Raw genomic sequence first — 12,910 nt, forward strand, 5'->3', positions numbered from 1 at the left:
GGAGACTTGTCATGACGAGTGAGACAGGATGAAGACGCCCGAAGGTGCGCGAACGATGTCATGGATCGCGTCCCGTGCCCTGAGTCGCCTTGTCAACGTGGTGGAGATGGAAGTGTCGGTGGCGGGGCCCCAGCCGTTCGACAGTGACCAGATGCCCACAGGCTATACTTTGCAAGTGGGCAAGGCGCCGAACCCGGCGGCGCCGTTCCCTGAAACAACGACGTATCCCGTCCATGATCAGGCGGACGCTCGACTATTCTGGCAACGGGGTGATTGTTTCCTTGCCGCGGCGCTCGAGCGAGGCGGTCCGGTGGTGGCGAGTGGATGGCTATCCACGCACCCCCGAGTGCTGCTGACCCGCAGTATTCGCGTCTACCCTGATCGCGGCGTGCTGTTTGACTTTCGCACCGACCCCAATCATCGGCGCAGAGGATTGTACACCGCGCTGCTTCTGGCGGCGCGAGCCCATGCCCCGACGCTTGGACTCACCGAATTGGTAATTGATACCCGGACGACGAACCACCCTTCCCGGATGGCGATCGCACGAGCCGGATTTCAGCGAGTGACACGACTGCGTACGGCACACCTGTTGTCGCGCTGGTGGCTCGACCTTGGGACGTGGGACGATCCGGGAACCATGCCACCTGGCCGCACCGTGTTCACTCGTTCCGCACCTCCACGAACGGACTCCGTGTGACAATCGACATCGAATCCTTGCATTCAGTGCAGCAGCTCTCGACGATCATGGATGAATGGCGGTCACTCCATGAGCATGGGGAAAACAGCAGCCCGCCGCTGCATCCCGACTGGGTCATGGCCTGGCTCGACGCATATGGCCAACAGTATTGTCCCGATGGGTCGTTACGGGTACTGACGGGCCGCTCCAACGGCAAGCTCGTGGCCGTGCTGCCTCTCTACCTTTCCTCCGAGCGCGTGGCCCGGGTTCCGGCCCGGGTGCTGAGATTCGTGTCGACGGGTGAAGCCGAATTCGAGGAAACCTGCCCGGATTACCTGGATATGCTCTGCTCGTCGGCGCATGCCACGGAGGCTTCGGCGGCGATGTGGCGGCACATCATGGCCTCAACAGACTGGCAGGCGCTGGACCTGCTCGAAATGTCGGTGAACTCCACTTTTCTTGCAGCGGCTGAGCCGCCAGGCAGTCCGACACCGCCCATCCGCCTCGACCGGGGAGAATGCCCTCGGGCCGACATAGCCCAGGGAGTCGAAGGGTTGCTGCCACAACTGTCGGCGAAGACCCGCCGCAATACCAGACGGCTGTTGCGCGATGTGGCCGCCGACAATCTCACCCTGGCAATCGCAGATACCCCCGCCTCGGCGGCGTCCGCGTTTGATGACCTCGTGGCCCTTCATACCGCGCGATGGAAGGTCGACGACAAGCCGGGAGCGTTCGAGAGTCCACGGTTCCTCACGATGCACCGGAATCTCGCACTCCAGTGGACCGAATCGGGGCGAGCAATTCTCGCGACGCTCAGGGAACAAGACCGTTCGATCGCGGTCATCTACGGTTTCACTCAAGGTCAGGAGTTCCACTTCTACCAGTGCGGAGTGACGCGAGAGCGGCTTGCCTCCGTGCATAGTCCCGGCATCGCGGCCAACCTGCTCCTGATGGATGTGCTATCGACTCGGGGGATTACGGTCTACGATTTCCTCCGGGGCGGGCAGTCCTACAAGCACGATTATCGGACCAACGGCACTCGCCTGACTCGGCTTCGCCTCCTCCGTAGTCCGCTCTTGCGCGCTGCAGACGGCGGACAACGATGGCTTCGGGAACGATATGTTCGGATCCGTGCTGCCGTTCGTGGCCGACCCAATACCCCGCCGCCAGTGAGCCCGGCTGATGGTGAATAGATGAACAAGCGCGAACTCCTGTCCAGGCTGGTGACTCGAAGCGGGCTCTGGCGGGTGCCACATCGCGGAGCGCATCGACGCCTTCTCGCCCTCTGCTATCACCGAATCGGCGATCCCTCTGGATCTCCGCTCGACCCCGGGCTATTCAGCGCGTCGGCCGAACAGTTCGATCGACAAGTCCGCTTCTTGAAGGCCAATTTCGACGTGGTCGGGCTCGATGAGCTTCCGGAAGCGTTGCGCTCGTCACGCGACAAGCCGGCCCTGATCACCTTCGACGATGGATACCGTGACAACGCCGAAGTTGCCTTTCCCATTCTGCGCGGGCATCGCGCCCCGGCAACTTTCTTCGTGACTACCGGGTTCATCGACACTCCCTCACTGGCCTGGTGGGACCTGATTGCATTGATGCTGGTGCGAGCCGGGGATCGCGCCCCAAAAATGCTGGCCAATGTATGGCAGACTTTCAGGCAGGATTCAGTTCCCTCGCCAGCGAATGCCCTGTCCAGTCTGCTTCGGATCTACAAGGGACTGCCCGGGGATCAGACATCCGCATTTCTCAGTGACTTGCGGCAGCGACTCGATCCGAACGGCGACGTGGATCAAGAGGCCAGGGCGATCGCTTCAAATCTGTGGATGGACTGGTCGATGATTCGGCACCTGAAGTCGAATGGCATGAGTGTCGGAGGACACACGGTCACGCATCCCGTCCTCGCCAGACTGACGCCTGAGGCCCAACTGGCCGAGATTGCGGGATGCCGGGCGCGTCTTGCCGAGGAGTTGAGTGAGGCACCGATCGCCATGAGCTACCCCGTGGGTTGCCGCTCATGTTTTGATGAAGTGACGCGACGCGCCATGACCGAGGCAGGCTTTGCGTACGGCTTCAGCTATTACGGCGGGACGCAGCAGCGAACCGTAGTTGACGTGCTGGATATGCATCGCACTGCGGTGGAACATGATTTCACTTTCGATCGATTCGTCGCAGTCTGCGGATGGCCTCAGCTCCTTGCCTGACGGCACAGGAGCTTCGCGCTGTTATGGCAACATCCGCGCGAGCGCTGGCACCCGGCTGAGCCAGAGACGAAGGCGCTCGGGCCACGACAGCGCCCCAAGACCGGCGGCTCCGCCCAGAAATTTTCTGGCCAGCACGAAATCTCGTACGTGGAAGCGGTCGAGCCCGTACTGCAGCAAGATTGCCCGTTCCTTCTCCCGCACCGCGGCAGGTTCGAGCGCGAAGGCCTGACCCAGCACCCGGACGTTTTCCAATTCCGCCTTCACGAAACGCTCGGTCTGCGCCGTCAGCGAAGTTGCGGTTGGGGTATAGCTGAACAGCCTCCGGTGAAGCCGCCGCACGGTCCATCCTATCCGCGTCAGCCGCAGCCACAGATGGTAGTCTTCCACGCCAATCAAGGCCCGCGATTCGTCGAAGCCGCCGACGGCTTGCCACGCGCTTCGCCGGAGGAGTGCACTCGTGGTCGAGATATGGTTTCGCTTCCAGAGGAGCTCATGGCTGATGGTCAGTTCCGGTCCCTCCAGGTCGTCGGAGCACACCACGGCAAGCTGGGGATCATCCAGGCACTCCATCTGAACTGCGACCCGGTCAGGATATGCGACGTCATCGGCATCGAGCAGAAGTATCCAGTCCGCTTCAGTCGCCAAGATACCGGTATTCCGTGCCGCACCAGGTCCGCCATTGGCCTGCCGAATCACCCGCACGCCCGTCGCCTCAGCCACCGCAGCCGTCGCGTCGGTCGAGCCGTCGTCGACCACAATGATCTCATCCAGGGGGACGGTCTGCTGCAGCAAGGAATTGATGGCATTGCCGACCACGGAGGCCGCGTTGTACGCGGGAATGACTGCGGCCAGCTTTGGGCGTCGTGACTGGCCGGTTGGAGGAGCCGTTGGCAATGGATTGGCGCTTGATGGAGAGTCCATGAGGGTCACGCCTGAGCAAGAGACATACCGTGGCTATCACACGCGCTCCCCCCGCCTCCTTTCGTTGTGCAGGGGGAGCTGTTTTCACACCGACTGGGAAGATGCTGCGATCAGGGTCGGTCGCTAGTCGATCCGAACCGGCTGGAGTTCGTTGAGCGGGACGGTGACCCGACGCCCCGCCACGCTCACCGCTGCTTCGTTGGCGTCGACTGTCGCGGTTGGCGTGGCTGGCGCCGACTGCGCGCCAGTGCACTGCAGCACCGTCACGACCACATCTGTCGCGCGCCCCGACGTCGTCACCGTCACCGCGCTACTGCTGACACCGCCGCCCTGCGCCAGGTTGTAGGTCTCGCTACCGAGCGTGACATCGCCGGGAGAAAGCACGGTACCGAAGCAGCGGAAATCACCGGCCTGACTCTGCAACCGGAACGTGTTCCCGTTCACCTGAGGCACGTCACGCATATGCCAGCGCCAGGTCTTGGGAAGCGCAGCGTTCAAGATTGTGGCCCGATCGACGATCACGAAGATGTCCTGCGATGGCAGATATGCGACCGTGCGAAGGTAGTCAGACACTGTTCGGGTGTTGGCCCACTCGTTCTGGTACCCATAGCCATTCTTCGCCTGCCCGCGCACCACCACAAGCGCATCGGTCACCACCGGCGGTGCGGTGAAGGCGCCCCCGTTGCCGGTAGAGAGGGTCTGGCCTTGTCCGCCCACCGTGAGGTTGTTGTACATCCGCGAGTCGGTTTCAATCCCGCTCTGGCTGTAGAGGTTGGCGGTGGCCGAGATCCAGAAGGAACCCTTCCAGATCATCAGCCCGTTGGCATCGCGCGCACCGGCATCTGCGGTAGGCCCCGATTCGAACGCCATCACCGTGGCGTTGGGATCAGTCCAACTCTGGCGATAGACAAAGAACCCGGCGCCAATGGCGTGATAGCTCTTTGGCAGCGTTGCCAGCGGCACGCTCGACTGCGCCGGATCATAGCGCAGCAACTCATCGGCCAGTACGGCTCCCTCGTTGAACTCTTGTGTAGGCGTCTGCCCGATCAGGTCCAGCCAGGAGTGTATTTGCCCCGCCACCTCTCCGCTCGCATTGGGGAGGGCGTAAAGCGCGTACATCCGGTCGTAGCTGTAGAGAGAGGCGCGGCTGTCGCGCGGCTGCGCTCCGAACGGCACCTTGTAGACACCGCCGGGCAAGCTCGCGTGCATCCGCCACTGCAGCGTCGCCGCGAGGAAGGAGTTCGCGAGTGGCGCACCGGACGTGAGGAAGGCATCAGCGAAGCTGCCGACGCGCCAACTGCTGTCGTAGTTGGTGCCTTCGGACCACGCGCCACCTTCGCCTTCACCATTGAAGAACGGTACCGCCAGCGTATTCCACTTGGTCAACGCGAGCGCGCGATGCCACGCCGGGCGATCGGTGCCGCTGATCGCTCCGGTGCCGGTGTCATCCCCTGCAGCGGCGAGCGCCGCCGGCCCCGTCATCATGAAGCCCCAGAAATAATTGTTCTTGACGTTGCTGGTGCCCCACGCGCCGGCGCGCGCAGGTGTCGATTGCGGCCAGGTCCAGTCGGCGCGATTCATCAGCCAGGTCGCTGCCTGCTGACGCTGCGCCACACTGAGCCCATCGTAGCACCAGTCGAGTCCCATCGTGACCAGCGGTACCATGAAGCGGACGCCGTAGCCAGAGTCGTACTTCAGGTCGTTGCTCTCGACGGCGTAGCCCGTGAGAACCACACCGGCACGAGCCGCATACCGCGCATCGCGCGTTCCGAGATAGGCAAGGCAGAGTTCGGGGAGGAGGTAGACGTCGTTGCCACCCGTGGCCGAACCCTTGGCCAGTTGACCATCGGCGGCACTCTTCACCCGCAGCCAGCGCTGGGTCCCGTTGGCAACCTGGGTCTGCAGACGCACGATCCGATCGGGGGTCATCCAGACGCGCGGATGTGCCGGCAGCCCATCGGAAAGAAGCTGACGGAAGCTCACCACCAGCGCGCCAACGCCGCCGCCTGCAAGGGTCACGGTCTGCGCGGCCGTCACCGGGCCGAAATTGCTGCCCGACACCGAGAGTCCACTCGCGCGGACCGCATACTCGCCCGGCGGAAGGGAATCGAAGCGCGTGGTGGCGGAGAAGCGACGAGTGAAACCGGCTGGCCCGGTCAGATCAATCTGGGCGGGAGCCCCTGCAGGGAGTCCGGCGACATTAATGGTGAGAGCCGAGAGCCCCGCCACCGGTCCGGTAGTGCCGACCTGCATCAAGGAGGTGTCGGCAACGCCACAGGCACAGGTCGCGATCACCTGGAACTGACCCGCGACGTTGCCCGCGGTGTACAGCCCGACCGGCGAAATTGTGCCGCCCGTGGCGGTGTAACTCAACAGCGCCGGATGATCGGCGTTGTCGGACCAGGTCACCGCCGGGACGAACTGTTGAGTGGCGCCGGTATCGACAGCAGAGGACTCCGGGGTCAGTACCAGCTGTGTCGCTGTGAACGGACCCTTGATCGTGACAAGTGCCGTGTCGGCGACGCCGCAGCCGCAGGTCGCGATGACGGTAACCAGCCCCGGCGTCTCGGGCGCACGGTAAAGTCCGGTCGAGGAAATCTCACCGCTCGATGCCGAGTAGCTCACCGACGCTGGATGCTCGTGTCCGTCCGACCACCGCGCCTTCGCCTCGAACTGCAACGTGCCGGCGAGGTCGACGGTCGTCGAGTCGGGTGTCAGAATCAGGGCGCTCGCCTGGGGACCAACCCCAGTGGAATCGACGAGATCGGACGCGCAACCGGAGATTGCTATTGCGAGCAGGAGCTGGATGAGGCGCATGTGGGGCTCTGTCAGAATGTCAGGAATCGGCTGGCGCGATGCCGTGACGTCGCGCGACTTGCCGCAGGGCAGTGTCGCCCATTCGCAGCCCTGAATGGCACGAATCGCGCCCAGGAGAATCGTTACGTTCATCCCTGCACCAGACGGCATGGAACATCAGTATCGACGCGGGTTTGCGTGAGTTGTAGCGGTCGCCTTCTAGCGTGGTGCGCCAGTCAGGTGTCGAGAAATTTCTCCCTCGCAGATAAGCCGCGAGGCGATACCTCGCGGTTCTTGCAAGAATCGAGAGCTGCCCCCTTCGAACTAGGGGATCAACTGGAAGGTGGTGATGCTTCCGGCAGGGAGCGTCGTGGTGAAGCCGGGTCCTGTCAGGGTGACCGGATCGAGGACGCGCGCCGTCTCGAAGGAGGTGGTTCGCTCTGCGGTCATCTGCAGGACGCAGGGGGCACCGGCACCGAGGGTCACCTGCACCGACTTCTCGGCCGCGCCAGTATTGAGTGCCACCACCACGATGCGATTTCCCACCAGATACGCGGTCACCAGTACGGCGGGGTCGCTGCTGGTCGCATCGACCCTCACCGACCCCGGCAGCACGAACCGCGAATACTGCCCCATGGCCCAGTACTGCTTGTTCTTGACGAAGCCGCTGTAGAGTGGGCCGGTGGAGTTCACGGTGATCAACTGCGAACCGTTGTTCTCCCACTGGCCCAGGAAGCCCCACATGTAGTCCACGGCTGAAACGTTGTAGTCGCCCAGCATTGAATGCATCGTCCGTACCCAGATGAACCAGTCGGGGTTGTACCACTCGGTCATCCAGAGCGGGAGATTGTACTGCTTCGCCAGGGCCGAGAGTTCGGCAAGCGAGCCCGTGCTGGGCTGGCTCGGTGTGCCGAATCCGGTGTAGAGATGCGTCGCAATCGCGGCGACATATTGCCGCGCCACCGGGTCGCCGAGCACCGCCTGGGCGCGCGGCAACGCGACGCCGGGGTCGGCGTCATCGGGAATCACCAGCCGGGTCGGAATCCCTTCGACGGCGAGCTTCGCGCCGAGGCGCTTCACCGCCTCGCGGATGAACTCGGGCGAGAGGCCGTTGCCGTAGCCTGGTTCGTTGAAGATCGACCAGTAGGGGAGGGCGGCTCCCTGATCGCGCCACCGCCGGATGATGGCCATCGCCCATTCGACGTACTCGGCCGGATCGCTGTGGCTCATCCAGGCCTCGCCGCCGATCGGGGCGCCGAACCAGGTGTTCAGCCCGAACGGGCGCGCCGCCTTGACGTACTCCACGTGGCCGTCGAGCCGCTTCCAGCGAAAGTCAAAGCGAGAAAGGTCCGTGACTGCCGGATCGGAATTGTCATTGGCGATCTCCACTCCGGGATCGGTGGCGTAACGCATCCGGGTGAGGTGGAGGTCGGTGTAAAGCGCAGCGAGAATGCGCGCCTGATCGGCAGCCGGAACGAGCACTGCCCCCCGCTGGGTCGCCTGATCGAAGGTGTTGGTGAGATGGGGGTCGTCGAAGAGGCGGATGGTGGTCCCGAACCCATCGATGGTCTGGCGGCGCGACTGCGAATTGACCACGACGCTCACCGCGGCCGCCGGCAGTATCCCTGCGGGCATGACGCAGGCGTTCGGCGGTGGCGGTGGCGGAGGCGTTTGTGAGACGATCGCGTCCTGACCCGAGCAGGCCGCAGCCGAGACGCAGCCGAACACAACGGCCGCGAACACGCGGCGACGAGAGAGCTTCTGGTACGCCGTAGTCGTCACGAAGACACCACTCCTGCCGGACCGAGATCCGGAACTGGGGACAGCCCGGAAAGGGAGCCGTCTGGAGACGTGGGACGGTCCCGGCGACACACTCCGAGACCCGGGATCAGAATTTTCTCAGGTATTCGATCACTTTGCGTCGCTCATCGGAATCCTTGACGCCGCCAAACGACATCCTGGTCCCTGGGGCAAACCCCATGGGGTCGCGCAGGAAGCTGTCGAGCCGCTCTGGACTCCAGCGACCGCCGACATGCCGCAGTGCGTTCGAGTATGAGTAGTCGGTGAGACTGGCGACTTCGCGGCCGAAGGCTCCTTTCAGAGTGGGGGCCAGCGCCGTGCCGATTCGTGCTGCCTCGTGACAGCCCCGACACTGTTCAAAAGCGCTCTCGGGTGTGGACCCCTGCCGTGAGCGCATCACCGTCACCATGTCGCCTTCGTCGGTCCAGATCTCGATCTCACCGTTGGCGCCTTGCACAAGATCCCGAATGCGGCGGCCGATGAAAATCTGTTCCACATAGATCGCGTGGCCATCGCGAAGCCGGGTTCGCCAGAGACTCCGGTCCTTGAGCGACGAGAGCATCAGGTCGCCCTCCCACTCCGGAAATGCGGTACCCGAGATCTCGATCAGGTTCGAGATGCCGATCGAGGGCATGAAGGCGTAAGCCGGTTCCGCGAAGGTCCCGTGGTCACGGCCTTCGGGGTTGGGCGGCCAGTAGTGCGCGCCATACTGGGTTCCGTAGGTAACCAGTGGCCAGCCGTAGTTGCGCCCAGCCACCAGGAGATTGAGCTCATCCCCACCCTGTGGGCCGTGTTCGGTTTCCCAAATCCTTCCCTGCCGATCCACCAATAACCCCTGGGGGTTGCGATGCCCTCGGGTAAACTGCTGCCACCGCCGCGTCACCGGGTCGCGCCGGAACACCTTGCCATAGTCACTCGCACTGTCCTGCGGAAAGTCCGGCACTTCGACGCCGTCGTAACCGAAGTCGCCGGTCGTGAGCAGTAGGGCGTGGTCGGCGGTGAGCGCGATCCGGCCGCCGGTCTCGATGTCGTCGAACCCTTTGGTGGGTGGCAGGCACGGCTGCGACTCGAATTCTGTCGTCCACGGCCGATCGGGCATGGTCGAGACGCCTGCGGCGGTCACTGCTGCCGAAGAGACACGCAGCGCAAAGCACTTTTCGGTGTGACGCCAGACTTCGTGGGCGAGGTAGATGCGTATCGGGGTGACGGTGGTGTCGATCGCCATGCCGGTGACCCGCAGGCGCAGCGCTGCCGCGGAGTCCGGCTGGTCGGCGAGATAGCCTGATCGGTCCATCGGCGGCGGCAGTGACAGACGCTCCGCGAGGAGAGGACTCTCGGAGGAGGCGTGCCTCATACGGAAGAGCGTGCCGCGGCCCGTGACCACGAGGTAACCCGATCCCAGCCGCACAATCGCCCCGCCGTCTCCGAGCGCCGGCCCCGTCAAACCCGGCTGTGTCCGCACCTCGAGCGTCAGCAGTCCGGTCGATATCACCTTCACCACCTCGGCAGTGGCGTCACCCGTGCGCTTGACAGTTCGCACGACAGGCACGCCAAGCGCGAGGCCGAGGAGCGTCGCGAGGGGTACCAGGATCCGACCGCGGCGATGCTCGACAGCCCGGACTGTCGCCAGCAGCACGGAGATCCCGAAACCGGTCGCAATCAGGCCGCGCGAGGCCCCGGTGTTGCCGATGGATCGGAGGGCCACCAGGGCCAGATAGGCGCTCAGGAAGACCGCCGCGGCGGACACCAGAATCCTGGGGAAGGCCGCGCGCACGCCCCGGCGGGGGAGGCGGGCGAGGTATACCGCGATGGCCAAGTGCGAGGCGGCCATGGCCCAGAGTTCGCCATAGTAGCGCGGCGGCAGGACCCAGGGGGCTTCGCCACGCTGCAACAGCGTAGCCCCACCCACCACGATCCCCGCCGCGAGGACGTCCCACAGCCACGGGACGAGTATGGCGCGGTCGGCTGAACCCTCAGGCATCTCCACCTCGTTGCAAGTGGTCACGTTGCACCAGGCGACTGATCTGGAGCAAGCTACACCACGCGCCCTGAAACCGATGCGCTCGCGCCACAGACAGGACTGAAACGTCCCGTGAGTGATGCGATTTTTCCACAGTGGCGCGTTCATTCCAGATCGTTAGCTTGCCCCCCGGTCCCCCCCCCCCGATCAATCCTTAGACACGAGTTGCCGGTGCGCAAGTTTGCACTCGGCGCAGCAGCATTGCTGTGCCTAGTTGGCTGTCAGACTGATCCGACGGCCGTCCCCGAGATGTCCAGCAGCGCCGCCCCGGCCTTGAAGGTCGCCGGCGATTCGCTCGATGGCTATATCGTCGTATTCCGGAATTCGGCAGGCGACGTCCCCGGATTGTCGCGGAACCTGGTGGCGGCGCATCATGGCGTGTTGACGCATACCTACGTCAGCGCGGTGCACGGCTTTGCCGCGCGCCTTTCGGCCGGCGAAGTCGCCTCACTCCGCAACCACCCCGACGTCGCGAGCATCGAGCGCGACCAGATCGTGAGCATCTCGGGCGTCCAGCTGTCGGCGCCGTGGGGCCTCGACCGGATTGATCAACCCGCGTTGCCGCTCAACGGGAGCTACAACTACGGGCCGACGGGTGCGGGCGTGCGAGTGTACATCCTCGACACCGGTATTCGCACCACCCATGCGGATTTCGGTGGCCGCGCCTTCAGCGCCTACACCGTGATCAACGATGGCAACGGCACCAATGATTGCAACGGACACGGCACCCATGTCTCCGGCACCGTCGGTGGCACGACGAGTGGTGTCGCGAAGGGTGTGACCTTGTATGCGGTACGCGTGCTTGATTGTAGCGGCAATGGCCTGATGTCTGGTGTCGTCGCCGGCGTCGATTGGGTTACCGCGAACGCTGTGAAGCCGGCGGTCGCGAACATGAGTCTCGGTGGCGCCGTGTCGACCGCACTCGATCAGGCAGTGCAGAACTCCATCAATGCCGGGATCACCTATGCGGTGGCCGCCGGGAACAGCGCAACCGATGCGTGCACCAGCTCGCCGGCACGCGTTCCGGCAGCGTTGACTGCAGCGGCCTCGACCAGCAACGACGACCAGGCGTCGTTCTCCAACTTCGGCACCTGCGTCGATCTCTTCGCGCCGGGTCAGGGGATCATCTCCGACTACAACACCAGCGATGTCGCGACCGCGCAGATGAGTGGCACTTCGATGGCATCGCCGCACGTTGCCGGGGTGGCCGCGCTCTATCTCCAGACCGCGCCGACCGCGACCCCCGCGGCCGTTGCCGCCGCACTCGTCAACAATGCCGTAAATGGTGCCGTGAAGTCGGTCGGTGCTGGCACGGCGAACAAGTTGCTGAACGTCTGGCTGGTCGGCGCTCCGTTGCCGCCACCACCGCCACCACCACCGCCACCGCCGCCGGTCAACAACCCGCCGGTCGCCTCCTTCACCTGGAGCTGCCCGGGCCTGACTTGCACGCTGAACGCCACCGGCTCGACCGATGACGGCTCGATCGTGAGCTATGCCTGGAACCTGGGCCGATTCCCCAATCCGACTGGCACTGGTGCGATCCTCTCGGTGACCTACCCGCACAGCGGCGACCGCACCGTCACACTCACGGTCACCGACAACGACGGCAAGAGCAGCAGCATCACCAAGATCCTGACGGTCGGCGTGGTCGTCGATAACCCGCCCGTGGCGAACTTCACCTCGAGCTGCGTCTACCTCGTCTGCACGCTGAATGGTGGTTCGTCCACCGACGACGGCAGCATCCAGAGCTACAGCTGGTCGCTGACCGGCGGCAGCCCGCTCACCGCAGTCGGCGTGGGGCCGGTCGTGACCTACCCCGCGAGCGGCACGCGCAACGTGACCCTGACCGTCACCGACAACAGCGGGAAGACCAGCAGCATCACCAAGAGCATCACGGTGACGGCGGCCCCGGTCGACAACCCGCCCGTCGCGAACTTCAGCTGGACCTGCAACTACCTCACCTGCACGCTCAACGGCGCCCTCTCCAGCGATGATGGCACCATCCAGCTCTACGGCTGGAGCCTGCCCGGTGGAACTCCTCCGACGGCAACCGGGGTGACTCCTTCGGTGTCCTACTCGACCGCCGGAGCCAAGAGCGTGACCCTCACGGTCACCGACAACAGCGGCAAGACGACCAGCGTCACCCAGACCGTCACGGTCTCGGCGCCGCCACCGCCGGTCAATAACCCACCGGTCGCCAACTTCGTCTGGAGCTGCAACGCGGCGTTCACCTGCGCCCTCGACGCCACCTCCTCGACCGATGACGGCTCGATCGTGAGCTACGCCTGGAATCTGGGCCGCTACCCGGACCCCACGGGGACCGGGGCCGTGCTCACGGTGGTCTACCCCCACAGTGGCAACCGGACGGTGACCCTGACCGTCACCGACAACGGCGGCAAGACCGCCAGCATCACGAAAACCCTCCTGCTTCCCTGAGATGGTGCGAACCTTGCTTACTTCCTGAGTCTGCCCCATCGGGGCGCCTCCACGCCC

General features: G+C 64.4%; 8 protein-coding genes. 4 read left to right on the top strand and 4 right to left on the bottom strand.

The genetic code is table 11. The features are described from left to right. Positions 1-28: 28 nt before the first annotated feature. The 3 genes from V4558_02845 (at position 29) to V4558_02855 (ending at position 2,880) form a co-directional block, all read left to right on the top strand. Positions 29-697 (top strand): GNAT family N-acetyltransferase, encoded by a 669-nt coding sequence (locus tag V4558_02845; GenBank protein ID MES2304410.1) that lies wholly within the window; start codon positions 29-31, stop codon positions 695-697. Beyond that, positions 694-1,869 carry a GNAT family N-acetyltransferase gene (locus V4558_02850; protein ID MES2304411.1) on the top strand — a complete coding sequence of 392 codons (1,176 nt, stop codon included), beginning with the start codon at positions 694-696 and terminating at the stop codon, positions 1,867-1,869. The genes V4558_02845 and V4558_02850 overlap by 4 nt, the downstream gene beginning before the upstream one ends. Before the next feature lie 186 nt (positions 1,870-2,055). After that, on the top strand, positions 2,056-2,880 hold the full coding sequence (locus tag V4558_02855) for a polysaccharide deacetylase family protein (protein MES2304412.1): 825 nt from the start codon (positions 2,056-2,058) through the stop codon (positions 2,878-2,880). A gap of 21 nt (positions 2,881-2,901) precedes the next feature. On the opposite strand, the gene V4558_02860 is transcribed toward V4558_02855, so the two are convergent. From V4558_02860 to V4558_02875, 4 genes are all read right to left on the bottom strand, one after another. Beyond that, positions 2,902-3,801, bottom strand: coding sequence for a glycosyltransferase family A protein (locus V4558_02860; GenBank protein ID MES2304413.1), 900 nt, complete (start codon positions 3,799-3,801; stop codon positions 2,902-2,904). A gap of 123 nt (positions 3,802-3,924) precedes the next feature. Then, positions 3,925-6,750 carry a hypothetical protein gene (locus V4558_02865; GenBank protein MES2304414.1) on the bottom strand — a complete coding sequence of 942 codons (2,826 nt, stop codon included), beginning with the start codon at positions 6,748-6,750 and terminating at the stop codon, positions 3,925-3,927. A 171-nt stretch (positions 6,751-6,921) separates the two neighbouring features. After that, a complete protein-coding gene (locus V4558_02870; protein MES2304415.1) occupies positions 6,922-8,379 on the bottom strand; it encodes a glycoside hydrolase family 30 beta sandwich domain-containing protein in 1,458 nt (485 codons plus the stop codon). A 106-nt stretch (positions 8,380-8,485) separates the two neighbouring features. Further along, on the bottom strand, positions 8,486-10,378 hold the full coding sequence (locus tag V4558_02875; GenBank protein MES2304416.1) for a PQQ-dependent sugar dehydrogenase: 1,893 nt from the start codon (positions 10,376-10,378) through the stop codon (positions 8,486-8,488). Positions 10,379-10,588: 210 nt separating this feature from the next. Between V4558_02875 and V4558_02880 the strand changes: the two genes are divergently transcribed. Further along, positions 10,589-12,853 carry a PKD domain-containing protein gene (locus tag V4558_02880; GenBank protein MES2304417.1) on the top strand — a complete coding sequence of 755 codons (2,265 nt, stop codon included), beginning with the start codon at positions 10,589-10,591 and terminating at the stop codon, positions 12,851-12,853. Positions 12,854-12,910: the final 57 nt, after the last annotated feature.

This window comes from Gemmatimonadota bacterium, assembly GCA_040388535.1.
GTDB lineage: Bacteria > Gemmatimonadota > Gemmatimonadetes > Gemmatimonadales > GWC2-71-9 > Palsa-1233.